The following is a 25,034-nucleotide window of genomic DNA, read 5'->3' as shown; positions in this document are numbered from 1 at the left end:
CCACGGTATCGCCGGGCTGCGCAATGGTCCCCTCCTCGGAGAGCCGAGCCCCGGGCGAACTGGAAGACGACGCAGCTCGGAGCAGCCCGCGTCGTCATGGTGGCGACGGCCGGCACGAACAATCACGGAGCTCTGCACGGGACGCGGGCCACAGCCCTCTGGTCGTGGCATCCGTCGGTCTCGTCGCCGGCATGAGGCCAACTACTCCGGGACGTCGGAGGTGGTGGCCGGCTCGAAGTACGCGCGGGACCCTCCAGCCGAGCGCCTGCGCCCAGAACTGCCCGAGTGCCGAGTCGTCGGGGACGAGCACGCCTCGCACGCCCCGGGTCGGGATGCGGCGGTGTGATTGGCTTGAACCATGGCAAAGCATGCACGGGTCCGCGCCCCTGAGCTGGTGGGCAGGGGTGGCTGGATCAACACCGGCGACCGGGAGCTGAGTCTCGCGGCGCTTCGCGGACGGATCGTGATCCTCGACTTCTGGACGTTCTGCTGCATCAACTGCCTGCACGCCCTGGACGAACTGCGCGATCTGGAGGAGAGGCACAGGGACACCGTGGTGATCGTGGGTGTGCACTCGCCCAAGTTCACCCACGAGGCCGAACACCGGGCCGTCCTGGACGCCGTCGAGCGTTACGGCGTCGAGCATCCCGTCCTGGACGACCCGGAACGGGCCACTTGGAAGCAGTACGCCGTACGCGCCTGGCCCACCCTCGCCGTGATCGATCCCGAGGGCTACGTCGTCGCCCAGTACGCCGGCGAGGGACACGCGCCCACCATCCAGCGGCTGCTCGAGGAACTCGAGGCCCAGCACGCGGCCAAGGGCACCCTTCGGCGCGGCGACGCCCCGTACGTGGCACCGGAGCCGGAGCCGACGACCCTGCGCTTTCCCGGCAAGGCCGTGCCGCTGCCCTCCGGCACCTTCCTGGTCAGCGACACCACCCGGCATCAACTGGTGGAGCTCGCCGAGGACGGGGAGAGCCTCGTGCGGCGGATCGGCAGCGGGAGACGGGGCTTCGCGGACGGCCCGGCCGAGAGCGCCTCGTTCAGCGAGCCGCAGGGACTCGCCCTGCTCGACGACGGCTCGGTCGTCGTCGCCGACACCGTCAACCACGCACTGCGCCGGTACGAGCCCGTCACCGGCGAGGTCACCACCCTGGCCGGAACCGGCAGGCAGGGGAGGCCGGGCGAGCCCACCCGCGGAGCCGCCCGTGCCGTCAGTCTCTCCTCGCCCTGGGACGTCGCCCTGTGGAACGGCCGGGTCTGGATCGCCATGGCCGGGGTGCACCAGCTCTGGGCCTACGATCCGCGGGACGGCAGTGTCGCCGTCACCGCCGGCACCGGCAACGAGGGGCTCGTCGACGGGCCCGGCCGCGAGGCCTGGTTCGCGCAGCCGTCCGGGTTGTCCGCGACCGAGGACCGGCTCTGGGTGGCCGACTCCGAGACGTCCGCCCTGCGCTGGGTGGACCTCGAAGGCACCGTCCGCACGGCGGTGGGCACCGGACTCTTCGACTTCGGGCACCGCGACGGCCCCGCCGCCCGGGCACTGCTCCAGCATCCCCTGGGCGTCACGGCCCTGCCGGACGGCTCGGTGGTCGTCGCCGACACCTACAACCACGCTCTCCGCCGCTACGAACCCCCCACCGGGGAGGTGAGCACGCTGGCGACCGATCTGCGCGAGCCCAGTGACGCCGTGGTCGTCGGCGACGACATCCTGGTCGTCGAGTCGGCCCGGCACCGGCTGACCCGGCTTCGCCTGCCGGAGGAGGCCCTGGGCGCGAGGGCGGGCGACGGCGTACGGCGGGAGACGACGGAGGCGGCGCCGGGCACCCTGCGCCTGGAGGTGGCCTTCCGGGCCCCCGCCGGTCAGAAGCCGGACCTGCGCTACGGGCCCGCGACGCGGCTCCTGGTCTCCGCCACCCCACTCGAACTGCTGCGTGCCGGCGAGGGAGCGGGCACCGACCTGTCCCGCTCCCTCGACCTGAACCCGTCGGTGCCCGAGGGAGTGCTGCACGTCTCCGCGACGGCCGCGTCCTGCGACGACGACCCGGACATCCCGTACCCGGCCTGCCACGTCCACCAGACGGACTGGGAGATCCCGGTCCGTCTCGTCGAGGGGGCGAGCGACCGTCTTCCGCTCGTCCTGACCGGCGTCGACACGGCCTGACCGGTCGGGCGGGTCGCCGCAGGAGGGTGCCGCTCGGTTCCCCCCAGACGCTCGGCGTTCGCCGCATCGCGGGCACCGGCGGCCCTCCGAGGGCGCGCCACGCGCTCAAACCGGCGCTCGGCGCACGGGCAGGGCGCTCGGTGGCGTCGCTGTGACACCTCGCGCTCTCACACGCCGATGGGTGGCCGACGCGCGTGGACAGCATCCTTTCAGCACCGCGAGAGAAAGGGCTTGCGATGGCCAGTGAGTTTCAGCGGACCAAGCTGCAGGACATGTTCGATGCCTTCGACGTGAACGGCGACGGCTGCCTGGAGGAGGCGGACTTCGCGGCGCTCGCGTCCCGGTGGAGCCGGCTGCCCCGCGTTCGGGCGGACGGCGAACTGGCCGCGCGGGTGGAGGGCGTGTTGCTGGGGTGGTGGAGGCACCTCTCGCAGGCCGTCGACACGGACAACGACGGCAGGATCGACATGGACGACCTCCTCGGCATGGTCGACCGGCTGCCCACCATGCGGGACGCGGTGGCCGCCACCGCCGACACGGTCTTCGACGCGGTGGACGAGAACGGTGACGGCTGCATCTCGAGGAACGAGCACCAGCGGCTGATCGACCTGTGGCACGGGCAGGGGGTCGCGACCGGAGACGTCTTCGACCGTCTCGACCAGGATGCCGACGGTTATTTGAGCCGATCCGAGTTCGCCGCGCTGTGGACCCAGTTCTGGATCAGTGACGACCCCGCCGAGCCGGGCAACTACGTGTGCGGGCCCGTCGCAGGGCATTCCCTTCGTTGACCCGCAACCCCTGCCGGGCGGGCGGCAGACGGGACCGTCCGCCGCCGGTCAGCCGTTCTCCGGAGCGACCAGCCACGCCACGAGGGTGCGCCACCGCTCGGGCCGGTCGGTGTCGCGCGGCCCCACGAGGTACACCTCCTCGACGAGGTCCTGCGAGCGCAGGGCGTTGCGGGCGGCGAAGGAGCCCACGGCGCCGTAGGTCAGGTCGAGGTCGTCGTGCGGCCCCTGATGGGTGGCGACCGCGGCCGTCCGCCGCGGCAGGCGCAGCTCGCGCACCGTGCCCGGCACATCCGGTGGCAGCGGTGCGTCGAAGGGAAGGTACACGGTGGCGCGGCCATGGCCTTCGGTGAACAGAGTGTGCTCGTACCGACCGCCCGGTGGGAGGACGGAGCGTTCTCCGGCTGCCGCGTCGAGGTTCCGCATGGCTTCGTCGTACCAGCCGAGTCCGGCTCTCTCCGGTACGTCAAGGGACACCGCCAGGACGCGCTGGGCGGGGAGTTCCTCCAGCGCCACCGCCCGCTCCGCCTCCGGGTCGAGGAGTTCCCGGAGCGCTTCGACGGCCCGCTGGGTGCGGCCGAGCCGGTCCTCGAGCCGGCGGAGGTGGGCCGCGACGACCTGCTGCGCGGTGCCGTCGTCCGGCCCGTCCGCGGACTCGGCAGCGAGGAAGCGCCGCAGGTCCGCCAGCGGGAGGTCCAGGTCGCGGAAGCGCCTGACGGTCAGCGCCGGCCGGATCTGCGTGGGGGAGTAGTAGCGGTAGCCGGTGTCCGGGTCGACCTCGGCGGGGACGAGCAGGTCCTGCTCGTGGTACCTGCGGAGCATGCGGATGCTCAGGTGCGTGATGCGGGAGAACTCTCCGATCGTCAGTCTCTGCGCCATGGTGCGCTCCTCCTCGTGGGCGGCCCGTCGTCCGGCCGCCCGTGGTCAGGGGGTGATGGTCAGCACGGTGATCTTCCCCCGCGCGTCGCGCTCGAAGGCGAAGCGGAGGATGACCGGGCTGCCGGGGAAGTCCCCGCAGACCCGCGCGACGGCTCGGCAGGCGGTGGGAGTGCCGGCCACCTCCAGCAGGTCGTAGTCGACGTCCGGCGTCTCCTCGCGCCAGCGGCGCACTTCCGTGAGCCCTCTCAGGCTGCGCCCGTCGTCGTACACGGCGGCGTCGTCGTGGAACAGAGCGACGTAGCGCTCGCGGTCGGGACCCGTCGCCGCGGCGACGTACTCCTCGACGAAGGCACGGATGTCCTGCATGGCTGTCTCCCATGTCGTGATGGTGGAGGTTCACACGGTGCGGATGGTGCCGCCGTCGACCACGTGCTCGGATCCGGTGATGCCACTGGCCCGGTCCGAGACAAGGAACGCGATCGTTTCGGCGACCTCTTCGGGCTCCGCGGGCCGTCCCAGCGGGATGCCGCCCAGTACCCGCATCAGCTCTCCGAGCGCGGCCTCGCGGGTGATGCCGCCCTCACGCATCCGGCGTGCCAGAAGACGCTCGGCGCCGTCGGTGCGGATGAAGCCGGGAGCGACCGAGTTGACCCGGACACCCGCCGGGGCCACCTCGTTGGCGAGACCCTTGCTGTACGTGGCCAGGGCACTCTTGGCCGCGGCGTAGGCCAGGGTCGAGTCGTGCAGCGGCATCCGGCGCTGGATGGAGGTCACGTGCACGACCGCGCCCGAACCACGAGCCACCATGCCGGGGACGATCGCGCGGTCGAGGCGGACCGCGGGCAGGAGGTTGAGTGACAGTTCCTGCGCCCACCGTTCGTCGTCGAGCGCCGCGTATCCACCCGCCGGAGAGCGGGAGCCGCCCACGACATGCACCAGGATGTCCGGCACCCCGACCAGCTCGGCCACGGCCTCGGACGACGCCGTGACGCCCTCGGGTGTGCTCAGGTCGGCGGGCACGAAGACCACGTCGGCCGTCTCCGGAGCCGTGCGGGCGATGGTGACGACCCTCGCCCCCGCCTGCCGCAGCAGTCGTGCCGTCGCCAGCCCGGCTCCCTTGCTGCCGCCCGCCACCACGGCGACGCGTTTGTCGAGATCATTGCTGTTCATGTCCGCCAGCGTGGACCCTCTCCCGGGGAGAGACTCAAGCCCGCCGCGGCACCCGCCCGCGCTTCCGGTCACGGCGTCGCGTCGACCGGGGGCCGACGGGGACGGCCGACGTCATTGCCGGAGCACGTGAACGCCGTACGAGAGCGGGAGGCGGCCGAAGTGCGCGCGAAGCGGATCGAGAAGGCGGTTCGGCCCCGGTCCGGGCGTTCAGGTGGTGGACTTCTCCTTGAGACGTCGGGAGAACGCTGTCACGGACGCGCGAGACGCCTGTTCTACGATGCTGATGCCGACCTCCTGGGTGCTGCAGCCGTTGAGAAGTACCGCCATCAGATAGACGTGGCCCTCATGTTGTATCCGACCGATGCTGTTGACGTCCCATTTCTGGGTCTGCGTCCGCTTGAGCCACCCGTTCTTCAGTGCGGTCGTGCCCGAGTCGGCTGCTGCGGACACGCCCCAGACCTGGCTTCCCACGACGTGCCGCATCAGGTCCTGGATGTAGGTACGCGACGCCTCGCTCAGGGGCGACTTGTCGCCGAACACGGACTGGAGCAGGCGTATCTGATCTTCCGCTGTGGTTTGGGTGATGCCCCAGACGGTCCCTTCACCGCCCTGTGTCTCGGACAGGCCGAGCCGTTCGTTGGCCGCGTCGAGCCCGGGGGCACTGCCTATCCGGGTCCACAGGGCACTGGTGGAGTCGTTGTCGCTCTTCTGGATCATGGCAGCGGCCTGGGCGCGCTCCTCGGTGCTCAACGTCCGCCCCTGGTCCTGGGCCTGGAGCAGCAGGGTCGCCAGGATGTTCACCTTCACGATGCTGGCGGTGTCGAAGGCGTCGTGTCCGTACGTCGCCATGGCACCGCTGTTGACGTCCAGCATCGCCACGGACATCCGGTTGTCGCCGAAGAGCGCGGTCACGGGGGCCAGAGCCGGTTCGAGATCGAACGGCTTCTGCGTCGGGGTGGGCGACGGCAGCGGTTCCGATGCGTCCGCGGACGCCTCGCCCGCCTTCGCCCGGGCCGAGACGGCCGGTGGGGACGGAGCCTTCGCCCGGGCGGACGAGGACGACTCACCGGAGTCGCTCCCGGTGATGGCATAGGTGGTGGCGCCGCCGATCAGGGTCACAACCGACGTCACGGCCCATATCATGCGGCGTCGTTTGGCCTTGCGGCGACGTCGTTGCTCCCGGCGCGAGCGGCCGCGTCGTCTGGCAGGTGGGTTCGCATCCACGGGTGAGAGGATAATCGAATCAAGATTCGAGATCGCCAGGCTTCTCGGCAGCGCGTCCGTTCCTGGTCGTCGACTGTTTCAAGGCCGGTCAGGGCGCCCTCCGGAGCGTGGCCATGGCCACTGGTGCCGCGCGGCCACCAGTCCACCCGGACGCGCTCCGACGCGTAGACGAAGCACAGTCCCGCCCGGCCGGGGGGAGTGGGACTCGGTGTGCCCGGACCGCACGGGTGACGCAGGAAATCGCGGATGGGCAGCGCCCGGGTCAGGATGCGCGACGGTGTCGCAAAAGGCGCTCTGCCGTCCGGTGTCGGGTCCCGTCGGCAGCTTGCGTCTGGGGGACGCCGGGGGCGCTGCACGGACGCCAGGGGGGGATTGCCGTGGTCACCTGGCCCCACAAGACGCAGTACGGGCCCGCGGCCAGGCCCATACCAAGCTTCGCTCCCAGCTCAGAGAGTTACCTGCAATCCTCGATGCTCTTGCCCAGCAGAAGCACGGATTGTGTTCGAGGGAAGTCCGAGCCATCCTGGCCGCAGCACCGACTCCTGCCATGGCCGAGGAGTTGACACGGCGACGTCTGCAGACACTGCTCGAGCAGGCTGACCGGATCCGCGGCGAAGGGCTACCACAGCTACCACTTCAGACAGACCGAGTGCTCTTCGAGGGCGTGGACGTCTTCGCGCTTCCAGCGCGCGAGGTCGTCCGGCGCATCAGTGCGTTCACCTCCCTCGAGGAAGACCCCGACGACGCTGCTTCCTTCGTCGCCCAGGATTTGCTGCTGAGCTTCTGGCGCCCGTCCGCGGCCGACGACGAGCCCCAGGAAGAGCAGGGCTACTACTTCACTCCGTCCTGGTGGCGCAGCCTGGCTACCGGCCTTGCCAGCTCGATGGCCTCGAGCGTGTCGCGCGCGCAGTGGATGCTGATCATCAGCCTGCTGGGACGGAAGATGTGCCGCCCCGGCTGATCGGACTCCGACACCGCGGAAAGATCGCGGAGCGAGGCCAGCGCGGTACTGGCCGCGTTCCGCGTCATGCCGAGTCGCAACGGGCCAACGCCGGCAGGTGGGGCGAGGTCGAAGTCCATGCGGGGATGATGCCAAACAGGTCTGTCACCAGCGTGGGCGCCTTGGTGGGAGGTTGTCTTCCCACTCAGCGGCCCGACCTTCAGCACGATCATGGTCCACTGGTCCACCTGTCGTCGACGCACTTCCGTCCTTGCCGTCCTCCGGGCCCCTGCGGCGGCTCGCCCAGCGAGCCGCGGGCCCGGAGGGCGGCAGCGGATGCTAGACCTCCGCCGGGACCTTCTCGGTCGCCTGCTCGGCCTTGTCGCTCGCGGGCTCGCCCCCGGCGGGCGAGAGCGTCGCGGTGGCCGCGGGCGTGTCGGCGTGGGCGGTGTACATGACGTTGCCCTGCTGGCGGGTCTTCTCGGCGAGGTTCTTCGTGACCAGGGTCTGCAGGCCGTTGCGGACCGTCTGCGCGGACGTTGCCCGGTCGGGGTGGTCCTTGGCGAGCTGGTCGCTGACCTCGCGGGCCACCAAGGGCTGGCCCGGTGTCTTGCGCAGCACACCGAGGAGGAGCTCCCAAAGCGGCGGCCCACCGGCCGCGCCCTTGCCCGCCGGAGCCTTCGTGGCGGCGGCCTTCGGCGACGCAGCCTTCGAGGTGGCGGCCTTGCCCGCCGAAGCGTTCGCGGCAACGGCCTTCGGCGATGCAGCCTGCTCGGCCGCCGTCTTCTTCGCAGCGGACTTCTCGGCCGCCGGCGCTGTCTTCTTGGCGGAGGTCTCCTTGACCGGCGCCTTCGCGACCGCCTTCTTCACCGTGGTCTTCTTCTCGGCCGCCGACTTCTTCGCCGCCGGCTTCTTCGCCGCGGACTTTCTGGCGGCGGGCTTCTTCGCCTGGGCCGCCTTCTTCGCCGTCTGCTTCTGCCGCTGCGCCGGAACGGTCTGCGGCGCCTCGACGACCGTCTCTACCTGCTCCACCGTGGCCGCCGACGGTGTCTCGGCCGCGCTGCCGGACGCGCCGTTCGCGGGCTCGCCCGTCGTGGGCAGGCTGCTTTGCGCCTGTGTCAACCACGTCTCATCTGCGCGGAGTTGATCGAGTCGCTGCTGCAGGGCGGCGATCTGCCCGGTGAGCTCTTCCTGTTCTGCGTGGTTGGCCGTGAGCTCGTCGGCGAATCGCTGGCGTACACGTTCTTGCACGGGGGTCGTCTGGGGCTCGTCGGCCACGACAGCACACTCCTTCTACCTGGGATGTTGCTGACGGATGCTACTCACTCCAAACGCCCCATAGGTACAGTCCGGCCCGATCGCCATCCTTGCGGACAGCTGAGGACTGATCGGCCGTGACCTGGGCATAGGCTCGGTGCCGTCGCCGAACGCGACGGGGGAGGAACATCATGACGACCGTGAAGTACTGGCAGGAGGACGCCGCCTGCCGCGGCGCCGATGCGGACGAACTGTTCGCGGAGAGCACCCGCCAAAAGCGCGCCAAAGCTGTCTGCGAGCGCTGCCCCGTACGCATCGACTGCCTGGTGGAAGCCCTCGACAACCGCATCGAATGGGGCGTGTGGGGCGGCATGACCGAACGCGAACGCCGCGCGCTGCTGCGCCGCCGACCGGGCGTCGCTTCCTGGCGGCACGTCCTGGACAGCACACGCGTCAAGCAGCAGCAGCCGCAGCCCAGCTGACCAGGGGGATGGTCTCTCAGCGCTGATCTTGCCGGAGCGGGGCGCCCGATGGCCAGGTCCTCCTCGAGCTTCGCCACCAGGCGGGCAGCGAGAGCCGGGGCGTGCTGGGCCGCCCATTCTTCGACCGCAGCCAGAAAGCCGACGAGCTGCTCCCGCACGGAGCCCGGCAGCTCCGGCAGCTGGGCCAGAGGCAGATCGGTGAACCTCTCTCGCGGATGGTCCTCGTCCGGCCACAGTCGGACACTCGCTCCGAGGTGCTCGATGTGCGGCCTCGGATCGTGACCGAGCCTCGGCTCCGCACCGGTCACCAGGCCGAGCCAGTCGCGCCAGTCCTCCAACCCGGAGCAACAGCCAGGCGACACCGTGACTCCGGTCGCCGTGTCGCGGATACGCAGTCCGCCGGGAGCGATGACCCGCTCCGCCGTCATCAGATGACCGACCCTGCCGGCAGCGCCGTCCGCAGAGCCTCCCCGGCCCTCGTGATCGCCGTCGTTGTAGCTGGTCAACACTGCCATGGCGGTGCCCGACTCGTTCGGCGCCATCCGGCCCGACAGAGCCAGCAGGTGACCTGCGGACGGGTCCGCAACGGGCCACAGAACGACGTCGGTGGCTTCCTGGGGTGCGCTGTTGCGGGCCCGCGGCGTGGCGGTCTGTGCTGGTTCAGATGCCGCTCGCCCGGGCTGAACGGGGCCGAGCGCGCAGGGCAGGCAGCCGAGCACAGTTTTCCGCTCCGGCCAGGCCTTCGCTCAGGGCCAGGAGAGAGAGGATCCGCACTGGCCTGTCGACCGTGGCGGCGGCCTCCAGTTTGTGATGGCCGTCGAGGAGGAAGTGGGTCAGGCCCCAGTGCTGGTACTGGTCGATCGGCATCCCGGCGGCGGGCTCGCACAGGTCGAGCGTGGAGATCGCCACCGCCGTAGGGACTGTTCCCTTCTCCATGCGCGTGGCGTACTCCTCGACGCGTTCCCTGTCGTTCCATGTGGGGGCAACCATGGGCACGACGAACTCGTAGAGGTGGGCGTCCGCATCGACGGCGGTCTCGAACGTTCGGTAGTACGGGGTGTGCGGGTACTCCGGCAGGCCCCAGAACTGATCGATCCCCCACGTCGTGACCTGCTCGCCGCTGAAATAGTCGCCTTCTCCGCCGGGAACGACCAGCCGGGGTTGCACACTCAGGAGCAGTGGCAGGTACTCGCCTTGCGGCAGCAACGTGCCGAACGCATCGATCACTCCAGCGTCGTCGACATCGCCCAGCGCGCCGGTCAGCCGTTCCTGCACGTCCTCCAGGGACAGCTTCTGCCTTGAGGTCTCCAACCGGCGGAACAGGAACGGACACGTTCCGCAGTAGAAGCTGAGCTCGAATGCAGGCTCGTCGTCGACCATGAGCAAGCGGCGGCGCGGCCCGCCGCCGATCTCGTGAAATTCCGTGTCGAAGCGCAACCGCGCCTCGGAGGCAGGAAGGCCGAGGGTGCGCGGGGCACCCGAATTGATCATCACGGGTAGACCGTACGGGACGGAGGGGCGCACCGTGCACGAGTGGTGACCCCGACCCCTCGTTGCCGACGGCAACCGAGTGGGGAGGAAGAGCGGCACTGGCTGTTTTCACACATCGTCATCACCTGATGGCGCTCCTTGAAAACGGCCATCCCTGCTCGCCGTTCCCACTTGATTGCTGGGCTCCACCGAGGGCTGGCGGCTGTACGCCTCCGGCTCCCTCCGAGATGACGGGGGCGTGCAACTGCACACCGGACACGGCCGGCCCACCGGCCGACGGCAGGGGCGCGGCGCGCGCCGAGGGCGCCGGTGGTCCGCGCTGCGGGCCGGAGTCGATTACCTGCCAGGTCATGGACCCCGGCGCGTCTGGATGCCACGATCATCTGCGTACGGAGCCCGTCCGACCGGAAGGACGCCATGCCCGCCTACGCCATAGCTCACCTGCAAGAGGCCGCTCCGCACCCGGAGATCGCCGAGTACATCGAGCGCATCCCCGCCACCTTCGAGCCGTACGGCGGCCGTTTCCTCGTGCACGCCACGCAGCACGAGGTGAAGGAGGGCCGCTGGCCCGGGCACGTCGTGATGATCGGCTTCCCCGGGATCGCCGAGGCGCGTGCCTGGTGGGACTCACCCGCCTACCAGGAGATCGCACCGCTGCGCTCGCGGCACATCGAGGGCGACATCATCCTGGTCGAAGGCGTCTCCGAGGACTACGACCCGACTGCCACCGCAAAGGTTATGCGGGAGGCCCTGCCTGCCGATTAACCCGGGCCCGGGCTACAGCAGGCCCCGCCCTCCGTCAGTGATCTGTCGTCGAATGCGCGGGGTTGGCGACGTGCGCCGTGGTGAGGCCAGTGAGGATTTGGTCCACAGTCTGGTCAGGCGTCTGATGCGACGTGTCCAGCCATAGCCCGCGGCGCGGGGTGTTCTGGCGTAGGGCCTGGTCGAGGATGTCGACTGTCCAGGGACCCCCGTAGCCGTGCTTACGGCGGCCGGCCTCTCGTTGTGCGACCGCTTCCGGGGTGGGAGCGAGGACGACCAGGTAAAGCGGCCTGGTCGTCACCCAGTTGAGGTAGGCGTCGAGGTGCTCGCCCAGCACGACGTCCTGGGCGACGACCGTCCAGCCCGCCCCCGCGTACAGATCCGCAATCGTTGCGGAAGCCTGGTATCGCAGACGCAACTGCGCCGTCGCCTCGTCGGACGGCTGTGGAGTGAACTCCTCGCCACCGGACACGATCATTCGGCGGAAGCTGTCGCCGCGTAGGTGCACGGAGCGCGAGAGCCGCTCGGCGAGCAGTTGCGCGACGGTGGACTTACCGGACGCCATGACCCCGGTAATGAGGACCACCGCGGAACCGAGTTCCTGCACTACTGACCCCTGTCGTAGCCACCTGGGCGGGAATGGCCGCGAAGCCCCTGGTAGGACGGTTCTTCCTCATAAGATCGTCCGATGAACCAGAGGTTCACGATGGTCACCCATGTTGCCACGCTCGACGTCCCGTGCCACGTCGTCGAGTTCCTCGCCTGCCTGCTCGCTGCACATCGCCGCGGGTCGGCACCCCGCGCCGATCGAGGGCGCTGGGGCGGTTCCGACAGGCTGTGCTGGTCCTTCGCTGGTTTCGGGAGTGGGGCTGAGGGACATCGCTGACGAGTCCTTCGTCGACATGCCCACGGGATTCGGGCAACGCCAGATCGTGGAGGACGCGTTCACGAGGGCGGAGCTGTCCCGGCGCGTACTGATCGAGGTCTCGGACATCACGACGATCGCGGACTACGTGGCGCACGGCCTGGGCGTGGCCCTGCTGCCGCCCGACTTCGCGGAGGCGGCCGGGGACGCGGTGCGTGTCGTCCCCCTCGCGGACGCCCGTCTCTCCTGGACGCTCAGCGTGGTCGCCTCGGCGACGCGCCCGCCGACGCGGGCGCTGCACGCCTTCCTGGACCTGATTCCGCACCACATCCGACGCGACCGCGTCTTCTGAGCGGACGTACGCGGTCGCGTACGGATCACTGCACGGGAACCGCCGAGCTCTCACGGACCGGGTGCTTGCTCATGACCGAGACCCGGTTGAACGCGTTCATGGTGATCGCGACCCAGATCACCGCGGATATCTCGTCGTCGGAGAACGTGGCGCGGGCCTCCGCGTAGGCCGCGGTCTGGGTGCCGGCGTCGGCGGGGCGGGTGGTGGCCTCGGCCAGGGCGAGCGCGGCGCGTTCCCGGGCGGTGAACAGGTCGGTGTCGCGCCAGGCCGCCAGAACGCCCAGCCGCTGGGTGGTCTCGCCCGCCCGCAGCGCGGCGCGGGTGTGCAGGTTGAGGCAGTAGGCACAGGCGTTGAGCTGGGACACGCGCAGGTTGACCAGTTCGACGAGCCTGCGGTCGAGCCCGGCGGCGGCCGCCGCGTCCTTCGCGGCCTGCGCCGTCGCGGCGAGCGCGCGGTAGGCGTCGGGGTGCTGCTTGTCGACGAAGACCCGGTTACCGGGCCTCACCGCCGCCGTCTCGGTCATGTCGTCTCCTTCATCGAGCGATCATTCGCCGCCCGCCCTATCATCGACGCATAATTGTTGAAACTCAAACATTCATTGGTGAGAGGGCTGCGACCGTGAGCAACACCGAAACACAGCCTGCCGAGCTGAGATGCGGCGGACCGGCCGGCGACGGGGCGGCCCCGGCCGTCGAGGTCCTCACCGCCCGGCAGGTCCCGCTCGGCGGCCCTCGGGCCATGCCGGTGCGGCGTACCCTGCCCCAGCGCGCCCGCACACTGATCGGAGCCTGGTGCTTCGCCGACCACTACGGCCCCGACGACGTGTCCACGACGGGCGGCATGGACGTCGCACCGCACCCGCACACCGGTCTGCAGACCGTCAGCTGGCTCTTCGCCGGGGAGATCGAGCACCGCGACAGCCTCGGCAGTCACGCCTTCGTCAGACCCGGTGAACTCAACCTCATGACTGGCGGGTCGGGGATCAGCCACACGGAGGTGTCCACCCCGCGGACGACTGTCCTGCACGGCGTCCAGTTGTGGGTGGCGCTGCCCGACGAACACCGCGACGCCGCCCGGGACTTCCAGCACTACGTACCCGACGCGGTGCGGCTCGACGGCGGCACCGCACGGGTCTTCCTCGGCACGCTCGCCGGCGACACCTCCCCGGTGCGCACCTTCACGCCCCTGCTCGGTGCGGAACTGTCCGTGGAGCCGGGCGCCACGGTGACCCTCGGCGTCGACCCGGAGTTCGAGCACGGACTCCTGGTGGACACCGGCGACGTCCTCCTGAACGGCACCGCCCTGAAGCCCGCCGAACTCGGCTACGCCGCCCCCGGACGCGCGACGCTCACCGTCGCCAACGAGGGAACCGGCACCGCACGGCTGGTACTGCTGGGCGGGCCCCCCTTCGGCGAGGAGATCGTCATGTGGTGGAACTTCATCGGCCGCACCCACGACGACATCGTCCGGGCCCGCGAGGACTGGGAGAACGCCTCCGACCGCTTCGGCCGGGTCGAGGGGTATCCCGGAGACCGCCTTCCCGCCCCCGCACTCCCCAACGCCACCCTCACCCCCCGCAGGAACCCCGCCCCCGCCACGAAGGACGCACGATGACAGAGCAGGCACCGGCCACCGTTCCCACCGTCCGTCACGTGCCGGACCGGTTCCGCTACGAGATAGAGGTCGACGGCCGGACCGCCGGCTTCACGGCCTACCGGGACCGCGGGGAACAGCAGCGGGTCTTCTACCACACCAAGGTCTACGAGGCGTTCGCCGGCCGGGGACTGGCATCCCGACTCGTCCGCGAGGCCCTGGAGGACGTACGGGAAACGGGCAGACGAGTCGTTCCCGTCTGCCCTTACGTCAAGGGGTTCCTCGAGAAGCACGAGGAGTTCGCGGACATCGCCGAGCCCGTGACACCGGACGTCGTGGAGTGGATCGAGGCGGAGCTGAGGTGACGCGCCGCCCGCGGACGGTCGGGTGACCGGTCGCGGGCGCCGCTCGGCGGTGTGCCGGGAAGCACACCGCCCGACAGCGTCGCGTTTACCGGGGGGAGGGGCCGGACCCGGCCCTTCCCCCCGGCGATCCGGGTCAGCGGCCCGCGCTCTGGCCACCGTCGACGTGCAGGATCTCGCCCGTCACGAGGCCGGCCGCCTCCAGGTAGAGCACGGCGTCCACGATGTCGCTCGTCTCGCCCATGCGGCCGACCGGGTGCAGACCCGCGAGCGTCTCGTGGGCCTCGGCGGGGTGCAGCGGCGTCTTGATGATGCCGGGCGACACCGCGTTCACCCGGACGCCCTTGGACGCGTACTCGATCGCGAGGGACCGGGTGGCCGCGTTGAGGCCGCCCTTGGTCAGCGACGCCAGGACGGAGGGGACCTCAGCCATGGGGTGGTCGACCAGGGTGGTGGTGATGGTGACGATGTGACCGCTGCCCTGCTTGGCCATCGGCTCGGCGGCGGCCTGGGAGATGTGGAAGAACCCGTGCAGGTTCACTCCCAGCATCGTCGCGAAGTCCTCGGCGGTTACTCCGTGAACGGCTTGGCGATGAACACACCGGCGTTGTCGATCAGGGTGTCGACGCGGCCGAACCGCTCGAGCGCCTCGGTGACGACCCGCGCCGCGGTCGTCGGGTCGGCGATGTCACCCGCCACCGTCACCAGATCCCGGTCCTCCGACGGCTTGACCGACCGAGAGGTCCCGACCATCCGGTAGCCCTTCTCCCGGTAGCCCTTCACCAGCTCGGCGCCGATGCCCTGCGACGCACCGGTGATGATCGCGACCTTCTGATCGTTGCTCATGACTGCTCCTGTCGGTTCCTGGCGGTGCCGCCTCCGACCGGTCGTCGGGGGCGGCGTCTGCTGACACGGCAAGAGTCGTCGATCGCGGGTGCCGGGGAATCCGTCAAATGACCCACTGGGCGACTGCGGCGCTCACCGCCGCACGACGAAGCCTCCCGTCAGCGGTCCGGTCCCGACGGAGTAGGACCCGGCCGTCTCGCGGCGCACGGTGAACCGTACCCGAGCCTCCTCGCCTGGGCGGACCGTCACGGCCAGCCGCTGCTCGGTCTCGCCCGCCACCAGCAGGACGGCGGAGTAGGTGCCCTTCGCCTCACCCACGTTCCTCACCCGTGCCGTCACCCGCACCGGTGTGCCGGGGCGCGCCCGGGTCGGGGTCACCGTCAGGTCGCTCAGCGCGAAGCGGGCCTCGGGGCCGGCAGACGGGGGACCCGAAGGAGGCCGGGCACGGGAGCGCGACGTAGTCCGATTGCGCGGTCGCCGGGCGCGGACCGGCCCCGCTACACGGTTCCGGGAGGGGGCCAGCGTGGTGGACGCAGAAGTACCGGGTTCCTGACGACTTCGAATGCTGGTGGTGCGGCGGTGTCAGCACCAGTCCGCACTGCCGTGGACGCCGGCGGACTGACGCAAAGCCGGGCCCAGTCCTGGGGCTTTGAGGGCCGCTCTCCGGCGGCGAACTCCTTCAACTTCGTCTCCGAGGCGGCCCTCGGCGGCCGTCTGCCGCAGACCGGGCTGCTGAAACCGCTGCATGCCATCCGTTCCACATGGCGGCCGTGTCTGCGCCAAACGGTGTCGTGTCCGGCTGGGTCGCCACCGTCGTACGGTCGTTTCACGGCTCCTTCGGCAGCACGCGTATGAGGGCGGTGTCGAGAGGCCGACGGCCGCTTCCCCGCCGGACGACATGCCCACTCCGGCGGCATCGAGGATGGTCAGGCAACCGTGGCGGCCGGCGGGGTCCACCGGCGGGTGCTCGGTACCGTGCTGGAGATGCCGTAGTCCTTCTTGAGCTGTTCGGGGATCGCGTAGTGCATGACGCGCCCGCGGGTGAGGGACGACAACTCGAAGACGGTGGTGAGGTGTCCGAGCCGGTCCAGGGCCCAGGCACCGAGGGGGGAGCGGTCCTCGATGCTCTCCAGGACGCCGAGGAGGTGGGGCACGGCCTTGACGACGCTGTCCCAGGGGGTGCGGGGCACCTGCAGCCAGTCGGCGCAGGTGTCACCGATCAGGTAGCGGATGAGGGCGGAGACGATCGGGTCGAAGAAGGTGCCGGGTACCACCTCTTCGTAGAGGTCGATGAGCTGCCGGGTCAGGTGGGCGCCCTCCTCGGACGGGCCCATGTGCCGGATCATGTACAGGTCGAGGAAGCGGCGGGCCTCGTCGAGGGTCTTGGGGACGGCGTCCTGGTCGACGCCGAGCATGGCCCCGACCACGCGCCAGGCGTAGTAGTAGGCCTCGGCGCCTTCTGCCGACATGTGGATGCCGAGGCGGTGCAGGCTGTCCAGCACCAGCAGGGAGAAGAACATCTGCCCGCCGATCATGTCCTCCTGGCAGATCGGCGCTCCCAGAGCCCGGGTGTCCCACCGGTCCTCCCGCTGGAGGTGGTGGCGGATGGATGCGTGCAGGAGGCGGACCTTCTGGGCTGCGGGAATAAAGCGGCTACCCGCTTCGAAGGCGTCGGGCTGCATCAGGTAGACGGTGAACTGACCGGTCTCCGCCATGCGCTTGGAGGGGTAGTTCAGGCCGTGGGTGGCCGACAGCAGCCTGGCCACGTGAGGGACCAGATAGCACGCGGGCATGGAAGCGAAAGACAGTGCGGTGGAGATGTGCACGTTGTTGTCGATGAAGAACAGCCGGGCCTTCTCCATCTCCGCCCAGTCCACCCAGGCCGGTGGCAGTCGGGTGGCCTCGAGGTACTCACGCGCCACGTCCGGCAGACCGTCCGGCAACGGGGCACCGGCGGTGGAGACGTAGCGCATCAAGGTGTTGAACATGCCGACCTGGCCGCGTTCGAAGAGCGCGGCGACGGTGGCGTCGGCGAGTTCGTCACCGGCCTGCCGCAGAGCGTCCATCGATGCCTCGGTGTAGGTCATGGCAGAACTCCTCAATTTCGTCGAAACGGCAGACGACCGCCGACCAGCGGTCTGAAGAGGCATGGGACCGAGGCCCTCCGGGGGCGGGATTGCTTCACGACGCTCGGTCCGCTGCCGACTGCGCCAGTGAGGCCAGGGCACCGGCAGCGTGCGCCGGTACGTCCAGCTCGTGGAGCGCGCCCAGCGCCTCCTCGACCCGTGCGCTGATCATGCGTTCGATGCGGTCGGGTGCCTTCAGCCGGCGCATCACCTCGCGGACCGCGTCCAAGGCTTCCGCGTTCGGACGGCGCCGGCCCAGTAGAGCGCGCAACCGATCACGGTCGTCGTCGGCGGCCAGGCGCCAGGTCTCTGCCAGCAACGCCGTAGGCCGCTGGCCACGCACATCGTCGGCGTTGGCCTTACCGGTACGCTCCGGGTCCCCGAACAACCCCAGCAGGTCGTCCCGCAGCTGGAAGGCCTCGCCCAGCGGCAGCCCGTACGCGGTGTAACCCTCGCGCAGCCGCCCGCCGGCCCCGGCCAGGAAACCCCCCATCAGCAGGGGCTGCTCAACGGTGTACTTGGCCGTCTTGTAGCGGATCACCTTCAGCGACGCCTCGGTGTCCGGACCAGCTCCGGTCCGCAAGATCTCCAGGCACTCGCCCGCCACCAGTTCCCGCGCCATCACCGACCACAGCGGGCGGGCCCGGGCCAGGTACGCCGCGGGCAAGCCACTGGTCGCGAACAACTGTCCCGCCATCGCCATCAACAGGTCTCCCACCAGCATCGCCAGCGACCGCGCGGCGGCATCCGCCCGCGGACGGCCCCGCACAGCACCGCGCAGGGCCACGTGAGTCGTGGGCCGCCCGTGCCGCAGCGGGCTGTCGTCGATGAGATCGTCGTGCACGACCGCCGCGGCGTGCACCAGCTCCAAGGAGGCCGCCGCCCGCACCAGCGCAGCGCTGTCCGGCTGTCCCACCGCGCGCCAGCCCCAGTAACAGAACGCCGCCCGCAGCCTTTTACCGTCTGCGACCGCAGCCTCCACCTGCGCGGCCACCGGACTCAGGAGCGGATCCACCGCAGCGAACTGGTCGGCCTCCTGAGTGATGAACTGGTGCAGAACCTCGTCGATCCGCGCCTTGAACGCGACCGGATCCCACCGCTCAGACATCGGCAGTGCACTTCTGAGCCAGGACGTGCCGGGCGAGAACCTCCAGGTGCGCCGGGGGCACAGACGCATGCCGGTCCAGCACCAGACGCCCCCGTGCGACCAGCTCCTGCTCGGCCTGCGCAGCCAGCTCCGCTGCGTCCGAGCGACGCAGCAGCCCTCGCGCCATTCCCAGGGCCGAGCCCAGTGTGCTCGCAGCAACGTCGGCCAGCCCCGCCGCCAGCAGCACCGCCTGCTCGTCCAGGCCCGCGCGGCGTCCCGTTTCTCGCGTCATACTCTTTCCCCACCCACGCACATTTTGGAACGGCGCCGGTCATGCGCCGTCCCTTGTGAGCATTGCGTCGCTTCGGCGGCCAGAGGGGAGGAACTCACGATCGAGTGATCACATCGCGCGGCAGTACGGATCGACGCCGCCCGAGAGACCGGCGTCGTGCTGGCCACATGGCCGCAGGAGACGTGACCGGCCCCGCTGCCGTGAGGCGCCGCAACGGCGTTGTCACGTTGGCTGACCGGTCTGGGATGATCTTGGAGTTGGTTGTGCCGGGGAGGGGTCGCTCGTGTCGTCCGCGTCGCCGTCGTACAAGGGGCACCGGTACCCGGTCGAGGTGATCGCGCACTGCGTGCGGCTGTACTTCCGTTTCCCGCTCGGCTTCCGCGAGGTTGAGGAGCTCATGCTCAAGCGTGGTGTGCTCGTCTCTCACGAGACGGTCCGGCGCTGGTGCGCGAAGTTCGGGCAGATCTATGCGAACGGCCGGCGGCCCCGGCCGGACAGGCAGGAAGCGGCTCGTAACCTGGCTGCGCAACCGCAAGGTCCTGCGCGCTGACCGACTCGCCGAGACAGCTCTAGAGGCCGCCGGACGCCAGCACACCAGCCTGCCCGGCGAAAAACTGACCGCCCAGCTGGTGCACACCCTGGCGGCGGAGGTGCTGTCCCTCAACCAGCAGGTTGCCGAGCTCGACAAGGCGATCGAGGCCCGGTTCCGCGAACATCGGGACTTTGAAGTGATCACCAGCATGCCCGGCCTGGGCGTGATCCTCGGTGCCGAGTTCCTGGCCGCGACCGGCGGCGACATGAGTCTTTTCGGTACTCCTGACCGCCTCGCTGGCTTCGGCGGCGTTGCTCCCGTTCCCCGCGACTTCGGGAAGATCAGCGGCAACCTTCGCCGTCCACGGCGCTACAACCGCCGGCTCAAACGAGTGTTCTACATCTCCGCGCTGTTCAGCATTCGCCACTGCACTGAGTCCCGCCGGTTCTACGAACGCAAACGCTCCGAGGGCAAGCGCCACATCCAGGCCGTCCTGGCCCTGGCCCGCCACCGCGTCAACGTCCTCTGGGCGCTTCTACGCGACGGACGGACCTACGAGGCCGTGCCTCCCACCGCTCTCACGGCTTGACAGACAGCATTAGGAATCACTGGCTCAGGAATCGATCCCGTCCTGGTTGGCCCGGGCGGCGAAACCGACTGGCAACACTGATCATCGCCGCAACCGACACCGTTGCGGCACTCACCTGTTGCAACGACCGCTGGAATCCGCCCTACAGGCCCGACCACGACAGGTCACCGCCCCGCCGCGTGGGGAGTCAGCTGACGGCCACAGCCCTGCGGCTCCCCTCGAGAACCCAGTACGCGCCGTGCAGCTCTCGCTCACGGCCACCGCAGTGTTCCTGCCATAGGCGAGGTGATAGGAAACTGGTCAGCCATACCGGCGAGCATCGGGCCCACTGCTTCGGAGAGAGCCCGGGGAGCTGCCTTCGCCGCGGACTACCTCGCCGACGCACTCGTAGACGCCATCGGCGGGAACGGCATGAGCTGCGCAAGGCGGGAAACCTGGCGGACAGGCCGGGTCGGCGGCCTGCATTCCTGGGGGCCGAACCCGGCCGGGCTTCCCCCCGGGTTCGGTCATGAGCCTGGGGGAAGCCGCCGGACCAGCTCAGATGCTGCCGCGTTCGATGATCTGGCGGGCGACCTCGCGGAGTTTGATGTTGTTGTCCTGGGAGTAGCGGCGCATGACGTCGAAGGCCTGGTTCTCGGTGAGGCGGCGGCTGCCCATCAGGATGCCCATGGCCTCGCCGATGAGGTGGCGGGTGGTGACGGCTTGTTGCATCTGGGCGTGGGAGCGGGCCCCTGACAGGGCGACCGCGGCGTGGGAGGCCAGCAGCCAGCCGGCTGTTTCGCTGTTCTCGCCGAACGCGCCGGGCCTGTGGGAGTAGATGTTCAGGGCGCCGAGTTCCTCGTCCTAGGTGTAGAGGAGGAATCCCATCATGCTGCCGATGCCCAGCTCGTGGGCCTGGGGGCCGAAGGCGGGCCAGCGGGGCGTCTGCTCGGTGAAGTCGGCGATGCGGAAGACTCGCTCCTCTTGTCCGGGTCGGGCGGCATCGAAGCACGGGCCCTCGCCCAGCCGCTCCTGCAGTCGGTCGCTGTCGATGACCAGCTGGCCCGTGGGAGCCAGGGACGTCACCTTCCTGCCTTTCAGGATGAGGATGCCGGCCTCGTCGCAGCCCTCCACCAGTTCGGTAGCGGCCTGGGTTATCCGCTCCAGCGTGGCATCCACGGATTCCTGAGCGAGCAGATCCCGCGCCAGCGACGCCATCTGCTGCGCGAAGTAGCGCCAGTCCATGCCGTCCTCCTCCCGCGCCCATGCGAACCGGGGCCGCTTGCCCCAGCGTCGCACACGGTGATCCGCATGCCACCGCATCCGCCGGGGTTCGTGTCCGGGTGGCGGCCCTCATGCCGTGCTCAAGACGGCCACTCTGCCCGGCTGCGAGGAAGAGGCGAAGCGGTGCAGTCAGCCGAACGCGGACCAAGCGGGCTGACAGGACGGGGGCCGTGTACTCCATCTCCCGTTCGACGGCGTGGGTGCAATCGACCTGCCCGTGACGGGCACCGGCTTCTCGGCACAGAGAACGGACCACGCCCCGTCAACCGGAGCCGAAGCGCTCACACCCCCGAGGGGCGGGTTCCGGGTGGTGCCGCCGGGTGCCATTCGAACAGGACGATGGTGGCGTCGTCGGTGAGCTGGCCTTGCTGTTTGTGGGTGAGGAGGGTGTGCATGAGGCGGCGCAGGGCTTCGGGGGCGGGTTCGCCGGCGGCCATCGCGCGGATGATGAAGTCGGCGAAGCCGCCCTCTCCGAATCGTTCACCGGTGTGGGTGCGGGCGTCGGTGACGCCGTCGGTGTGGAGCAGGACCCGGTCGCCGGGTTCGAGCTGAAGGTGGTGGAGGGTGCGGGGCATGTCCGGTCGGACAGCGCCCAGCCCCAGGGGCAGTTCCCCGGCGCGTTCCATGGCTGAGGGCACCACTTCCGCGCCGCGGATCAACAGCGGGGCGGGGTGGCCGCAGTTGATCCAGGTCAGGTGTCCGGTGACCAGGTCGAGGTGGGTGAGGACGGTGGTGGCGTACCGGTCGGGGAACGCGTCGGACACGGCCTGGTCGATGGCGTGGGCGGTGTCGGTGAGGTCGGTGCCGCGGCGGCGGGAATTGCGGCTGGCAGTCAGCCCGACCGAGGAGGTCAGACCCGCCTGCAGGTCATGGCCCATGGCGTCGAAGACGGCCGCGTGGAGGAAACGGCCGACGATGCCGTGTTCGAACGCTTCCCCGCCCATCTCATAAGCAGGCTCCAGAACCGCGCTGGAGGTGACCTGACCGGTACCGATGGTGCGCGGCGGCAAAAAAGCCCACACCATTTCGGCGGGCAGACTCATCGGCCGTGCCCGCATAGCCGTCGCGAAGTCATCGCTGTAGCCGGCCTTGTCCAGGACGATGAGGGTGATCAGTGATGCCAGGGATTCGCTGAGCAGCATCGTAGGCCTGTCGAAGCTCGGGGCCTGGACTTTCAGGACTCCGACACGTTCGACGCCGTCCAGGAGCGGCAGCCACAGCGTCAGCCCGTCCTCGTCCTCATCCGCGGTGATGCGCGGAGAGACACTCCGGTACGTCCAGCCCGCCTGGGTTCCCTCGATCGGCAGAGCACTGACCGGGTTGGCCTGCGCGTCCGGCATCGCCACCAGCACGTTCTCCTGCAGATCCGCCAAGTACACCGTCAAACCGGTCACGCGCAACGCCGCGTAGTGCCCGCGCAGCACCTCGGGTAGGTCGGTGGGCGCCATGTCGTGGATCTGCCGCAGCAGCCGGCCCAGCACCGCATCATCAGACACCGCCCTACCTCACTCCCACCGCTCACCGGACCCGCCAGCCGCCCAGGCCATCGGTCCTTCCAGTGTCGAGGCAGACCACCACGACGGCATCAGCACGGCGTGCCTCCCCTGGGCGTCGACGGGAGTCGGGCGTCGACTGGGCTTGATCGCCGCTGTGGGCCCGCGGCGCCGGCCTGTACGAGACCCAGGGGGCCCTGATGGTGCTCCGCTGATGTCAGAGCTGATGTCAGACAAACGGGATGAGGTCACTGCCACGGACACGGCATCTCGCACAACCGCCGGAGACGCCCTCTGCCGCCCCGGCGGACCGCCGCGCGGCCAGGTCGGCGGGACCTGGCCCAGGACCTGGCCCGAGACGGTGTCGGTCAGGTCGGGGAAGCGGCCCCCTCGCGGCAGGCCCTGGTCGGTTGCGCGGACAGGCAGCGGCACATCGGCCCCTGTCCTCGTTCTCGATGCCCTCTACGCCGGTTCGGTCGACGTCAGAGGTCCATGCCAGGCGCTGTCGGCTGGCCCGGCCGCTGATCTGCAATCTGCATCCCGACGACGACCAGGACGACGCCGTCAGCGGCGGCACCCGGGTGGGCACCGCGTTGGCGGACACCGGCCCGGCCGGCCGCGGTGAAGGCGTGCACCGTGACGACGTGGACCTTGCCCAAGCCGATGCTCACCACGGCCGTGGAAAGCCCTGACCTGCCCGCCGGGCACGCGGCGGAGGTCAAGTGGGACAGCTTCCGCGCGGGGCTGTCCGTCGACGCAGGCCGGGTCGTACTGCGGTCCAGGAACGGCACCCAGCCGGCGCCCGTGTTCCCTGAGATTGCCGCCGCAGCCGCGCAGCTTCCCGACGCGTCAGCCCTAGGGCCTGTCCGACGGATCACGCTGGAGGACATGGTGCCCGTTACAGCGCACCCGGCCCACACCGAGCTGGCCGCAAGGCCCCCTCGACGCGACAAGACCCACCGTGCCCGGTGGGCATCCCCCGGGCTTCACCGGGGGCCAGCCGGGGGGCCGAGGGGAGGACAGCTGGATGGGCGTGGGCTTCCGGTGTTGGTGGGATAGGAGAAACGGAAGGGGAAACACCATGCGCGTACCTGTTTCACGCCGGGCTGTCCTGACCGTCGGCATGGCCTCGGCCCTGGTGGGCTTCACCAGGGGGCCGACGGCGGTGTCAGCACCCGCCTCCAGGGGCCCGGCCACACCCGCAGCCGCCGCGACGAACGGCGATCTCCGCCGGCAGGTGAACGCGATCCTGGCCACCGGCGTCGCGGGAGTCGGCGCGGAGGTGATGTCGCCATACGGCCGGCGCCAGGCGCTCGCCGGGACGCCGCGCGAAGGGCGGTTCCGGATTGGGAGCCTCACCAAGACGTTCACGGCGGTGGTCGCACTCCAGCTTGCCGACCTGAGACTGGATACCCTCGTACGGCACTGGCTGCCGGAGGTTGCACGGGACATCACCGTACGCGACCTGTTGCGCCACACCAGCCGCCTGCTCGACCCTGAGATCCCGGCGCTGACCAGCGCAGAGGGCTACCAGGCGGAGCGGCTGCGGAGTTATGCGCCGGAGGAGCTGGCAGGTGCGGCGTTGCGGCTCGGGACGGCACCCGAGAAGTGGTCGTACGCCAACACCAACTACCTGCTCACCGCGATGATCATCGAGCGGATCACCGGCCGGAGCTGGGCCGCGGAGATCACCGACCGGATCATCCGCCCCTTGGACCTCGACGCCACCAGCGCCCCCGGTGAGTCACCGTTCGTCCCCGGCCCACACGCGCCCGGCTGGGCATCGTTCGGCACCGAGACGCCGCTCGACGTCACGCTTCTCAACCCCAGCATGGCTGTTGGCTCTGGTGCCCTTATCAGCAGCGTCCGCGACCTCAGCGTTTTCTACGCCGCGCTGCTCGGTGGGGAACTGCTTCCCCCGGCGCGGCTCGCCGAGATGACCGCCACCGTCCCAGCGTCCGGGATCGGCATCGAGGGTGCGCGGTACGGCCTCGGCCTCGCCGAACTGCCGCTCCCCGGCGGGGGCAGCTTCTTCTCCCACTTCGGCGAACTGCTCGGCTACCACGCGTGGGCCGGTGTCACGGCGGACGGCTCGCGCACGGCGGTCGTGTATGTCACCGGGGATGTCACCGGGGCGACCATGGGCGCGATGTCCGCACTCATCGAGGGCGGCGTCGGCGACACGCGCTGACCCCTGATGGGGGCACGGTCGCCCCCAGCCGAGCCCCTCCCGGGCCGTGCAGCTACCGGATTCGACAGCTCCTTGTGGGACGTGAGGGGGGCTGTCGACGCGTGCGTACTCAGCGAACTTCGCCACCACTACCGGGTGCCGAGGACCTCTGAGTCGGGGCACTTCACCCCGGAACCCGGACGACGAACTCGCCTCCGAAGTACGGGAAGAACTCACCACCGAGCCCGCCCACTACGCCCGTTACGGGCGTGAGTACCTCAGCTGGGGCGTCTTCGCTCTCATGAAGCGC

General features: G+C 70.0%; 23 protein-coding genes and 5 pseudogenes. 12 read left to right on the top strand and 16 right to left on the bottom strand.

All coding sequences use genetic code 11. The annotated features are described in order from the left end of the window. The first annotated feature begins 358 nt into the window (after nt 1-358). A complete protein-coding gene (locus tag ACIGO6_RS37805) occupies nt 359-2,164 on the top strand; it encodes an NHL domain-containing thioredoxin family protein (protein WP_399884646.1) in 1,806 nt (601 codons plus the stop codon). Nucleotides 2,165-2,400: 236 nt separating this feature from the next. Beyond that, a complete protein-coding gene (locus ACIGO6_RS37800; protein ID WP_399884644.1) occupies nt 2,401-2,952 on the top strand; it encodes an EF-hand domain-containing protein in 552 nt (183 codons plus the stop codon). Nucleotides 2,953-3,000: 48 nt separating this feature from the next. Here ACIGO6_RS37800 and ACIGO6_RS37795 read toward each other — a convergent pair whose 3' ends face one another. The 4 genes from ACIGO6_RS37795 to ACIGO6_RS37780 form a co-directional block, all read right to left on the bottom strand. Continuing rightward, nucleotides 3,001-3,828 (bottom strand): MerR family transcriptional regulator, encoded by an 828-nt coding sequence (locus ACIGO6_RS37795; protein WP_399884642.1) that lies wholly within the window; start codon nt 3,826-3,828, stop codon nt 3,001-3,003. 45 nt (nt 3,829-3,873) lie between these two features. After that, complete coding sequence (locus ACIGO6_RS37790) at nt 3,874-4,194, bottom strand: nuclear transport factor 2 family protein (RefSeq protein ID WP_399884640.1); 321 nt, start codon at nt 4,192-4,194, stop codon at nt 3,874-3,876. A gap of 30 nt (nt 4,195-4,224) precedes the next feature. Then, entirely contained in the window at nt 4,225-4,998 is a 774-nt protein-coding gene (locus ACIGO6_RS37785; RefSeq protein WP_399884638.1) for an SDR family oxidoreductase, read from the bottom strand. 207 nt (nt 4,999-5,205) lie between these two features. After that, nucleotides 5,206-6,222, bottom strand: coding sequence for a serine hydrolase (locus ACIGO6_RS37780; protein ID WP_399884636.1), 1,017 nt, complete (start codon nt 6,220-6,222; stop codon nt 5,206-5,208). Nucleotides 6,223-6,769: 547 nt separating this feature from the next. Here ACIGO6_RS37780 and ACIGO6_RS37775 point away from each other — a divergent pair. Beyond that, nucleotides 6,770-7,183 carry a hypothetical protein gene (locus tag ACIGO6_RS37775; RefSeq protein ID WP_399884634.1) on the top strand — a complete coding sequence of 138 codons (414 nt, stop codon included), beginning with the start codon at nt 6,770-6,772 and terminating at the stop codon, nt 7,181-7,183. 318 nt (nt 7,184-7,501) lie between these two features. Here ACIGO6_RS37775 and ACIGO6_RS37770 read toward each other — a convergent pair whose 3' ends face one another. Further along, nucleotides 7,502-8,440 (bottom strand): hypothetical protein, encoded by a 939-nt coding sequence (locus ACIGO6_RS37770; RefSeq protein ID WP_399884632.1) that lies wholly within the window; start codon nt 8,438-8,440, stop codon nt 7,502-7,504. A 170-nt stretch (nt 8,441-8,610) separates the two neighbouring features. On the opposite strand from ACIGO6_RS37770, the gene ACIGO6_RS37765 reads away from it, so the two are divergent. Next, nucleotides 8,611-8,901 carry a WhiB family transcriptional regulator gene (locus ACIGO6_RS37765; RefSeq protein WP_399884630.1) on the top strand — a complete coding sequence of 97 codons (291 nt, stop codon included), beginning with the start codon at nt 8,611-8,613 and terminating at the stop codon, nt 8,899-8,901. A gap of 660 nt (nt 8,902-9,561) precedes the next feature. On the opposite strand, the gene ACIGO6_RS37760 is transcribed toward ACIGO6_RS37765, so the two are convergent. After that, nucleotides 9,562-10,392: a hypothetical protein gene (locus ACIGO6_RS37760; RefSeq protein ID WP_399884719.1), complete on the bottom strand. Its 831-nt coding sequence runs from the start codon at nt 10,390-10,392 to the stop codon at nt 9,562-9,564. A 417-nt stretch (nt 10,393-10,809) separates the two neighbouring features. Here ACIGO6_RS37760 and ACIGO6_RS37755 point away from each other — a divergent pair, with 417 nt between their 5' ends. Further along, complete coding sequence (locus ACIGO6_RS37755; RefSeq protein ID WP_399884628.1) at nt 10,810-11,157, top strand: DUF1330 domain-containing protein; 348 nt, start codon at nt 10,810-10,812, stop codon at nt 11,155-11,157. A 34-nt stretch (nt 11,158-11,191) separates the two neighbouring features. Here ACIGO6_RS37755 and ACIGO6_RS37750 read toward each other — a convergent pair whose 3' ends face one another. Continuing rightward, entirely contained in the window at nt 11,192-11,761 is a 570-nt protein-coding gene (locus ACIGO6_RS37750; RefSeq protein WP_399884626.1) for an AAA family ATPase, read from the bottom strand. A 109-nt stretch (nt 11,762-11,870) separates the two neighbouring features. Here ACIGO6_RS37750 and ACIGO6_RS37745 point away from each other — a divergent pair, with 109 nt between their 5' ends. Further along, complete coding sequence (locus ACIGO6_RS37745) at nt 11,871-12,371, top strand: LysR substrate-binding domain-containing protein (RefSeq protein ID WP_399884623.1); 501 nt, start codon at nt 11,871-11,873, stop codon at nt 12,369-12,371. Nucleotides 12,372-12,396: 25 nt separating this feature from the next. Here the strand turns inward: ACIGO6_RS37745 and ACIGO6_RS37740 are convergent, their stop codons facing one another. Next, nucleotides 12,397-12,894, bottom strand: coding sequence for a carboxymuconolactone decarboxylase family protein (locus ACIGO6_RS37740; protein ID WP_399884621.1), 498 nt, complete (start codon nt 12,892-12,894; stop codon nt 12,397-12,399). 95 nt (nt 12,895-12,989) lie between these two features. Between ACIGO6_RS37740 and ACIGO6_RS37735 the strand changes: the two genes are divergently transcribed. Continuing rightward, nucleotides 12,990-13,985, top strand: a complete 996-nt coding sequence (locus ACIGO6_RS37735) for a pirin family protein (protein WP_399884619.1) — start codon at nt 12,990-12,992, stop codon at nt 13,983-13,985. Continuing rightward, nucleotides 13,982-14,329 (top strand): GNAT family N-acetyltransferase, encoded by a 348-nt coding sequence (locus ACIGO6_RS37730; protein ID WP_399884617.1) that lies wholly within the window; start codon nt 13,982-13,984, stop codon nt 14,327-14,329. The genes ACIGO6_RS37735 and ACIGO6_RS37730 overlap by 4 nt, the downstream gene beginning before the upstream one ends. 133 nt (nt 14,330-14,462) lie before the next feature. Here the strand turns inward: ACIGO6_RS37730 and ACIGO6_RS37725 are convergent. The 5 genes and pseudogenes from ACIGO6_RS37725 to ACIGO6_RS37705 form a co-directional block, all read right to left on the bottom strand. After that, a pseudogene (locus ACIGO6_RS37725) lies at nt 14,463-15,172 on the bottom strand (SDR family NAD(P)-dependent oxidoreductase). 132 nt (nt 15,173-15,304) lie between these two features. Next, nucleotides 15,305-15,550 (bottom strand): CARDB domain-containing protein, encoded by a 246-nt coding sequence (locus tag ACIGO6_RS37720; protein WP_399884615.1) that lies wholly within the window; start codon nt 15,548-15,550, stop codon nt 15,305-15,307. A 548-nt stretch (nt 15,551-16,098) separates the two neighbouring features. Further along, a complete protein-coding gene (locus tag ACIGO6_RS37715) occupies nt 16,099-17,259 on the bottom strand; it encodes an oxygenase MpaB family protein (protein ID WP_399884613.1) in 1,161 nt (386 codons plus the stop codon). Between the two features lie 94 nt (nt 17,260-17,353). After that, complete coding sequence (locus tag ACIGO6_RS37710; RefSeq protein ID WP_399884611.1) at nt 17,354-18,406, bottom strand: polyprenyl synthetase family protein; 1,053 nt, start codon at nt 18,404-18,406, stop codon at nt 17,354-17,356. Then, complete coding sequence (locus tag ACIGO6_RS37705) at nt 18,399-18,677, bottom strand: polyprenyl synthetase (RefSeq protein WP_399884609.1); 279 nt, start codon at nt 18,675-18,677, stop codon at nt 18,399-18,401. The genes ACIGO6_RS37710 and ACIGO6_RS37705 overlap by 8 nt, the downstream gene beginning before the upstream one ends. A 283-nt stretch (nt 18,678-18,960) precedes the next feature. Between ACIGO6_RS37705 and ACIGO6_RS37700 the strand changes: the two are divergent. Both ACIGO6_RS37700 and ACIGO6_RS37695 read left to right on the top strand, forming a co-directional pair. Next, nucleotides 18,961-19,170, top strand: a pseudogene (locus ACIGO6_RS37700) (IS6 family transposase); the annotation flags it as partial. Further along, a pseudogene (locus tag ACIGO6_RS37695) lies at nt 19,169-19,798 on the top strand (transposase); the annotation flags it as partial. The pseudogenes ACIGO6_RS37700 and ACIGO6_RS37695, both read left to right, overlap by 2 nt. Nucleotides 19,799-20,335: 537 nt before the next feature. Here ACIGO6_RS37695 and ACIGO6_RS37690 read toward each other — a convergent pair. From ACIGO6_RS37690 to ACIGO6_RS37680, 3 genes and pseudogenes are all read right to left on the bottom strand, one after another. Then, a pseudogene (locus ACIGO6_RS37690) lies at nt 20,336-21,022 on the bottom strand (GAF and ANTAR domain-containing protein). Between the two features lie 320 nt (nt 21,023-21,342). Continuing rightward, nucleotides 21,343-22,557, bottom strand: coding sequence for a PP2C family protein-serine/threonine phosphatase (locus tag ACIGO6_RS37685; RefSeq protein WP_399884607.1), 1,215 nt, complete (start codon nt 22,555-22,557; stop codon nt 21,343-21,345). Nucleotides 22,558-23,036: 479 nt separating this feature from the next. Further along, nucleotides 23,037-23,225 (bottom strand): hypothetical protein, encoded by a 189-nt coding sequence (locus ACIGO6_RS37680; protein ID WP_399884605.1) that lies wholly within the window; start codon nt 23,223-23,225, stop codon nt 23,037-23,039. A gap of 410 nt (nt 23,226-23,635) precedes the next feature. Here ACIGO6_RS37680 and ACIGO6_RS37675 point away from each other — a divergent pair, with 410 nt between their 5' ends. Beyond that, entirely contained in the window at nt 23,636-24,745 is a 1,110-nt protein-coding gene (locus ACIGO6_RS37675; RefSeq protein WP_399884603.1) for a serine hydrolase domain-containing protein, read from the top strand. 172 nt (nt 24,746-24,917) lie between these two features. Next, nucleotides 24,918-25,034 (top strand): annotated as a pseudogene (locus ACIGO6_RS37670) (SAM-dependent methyltransferase); the annotation flags it as partial.

This window comes from Streptomyces sp. NPDC053750, assembly GCF_044544295.1.
Classification (GTDB): domain Bacteria; phylum Actinomycetota; class Actinomycetes; order Streptomycetales; family Streptomycetaceae; genus Streptomyces.
Note: the sequence above shows the minus strand (reverse complement) of the source record. Positions and strands in the feature narration are given on the sequence as shown.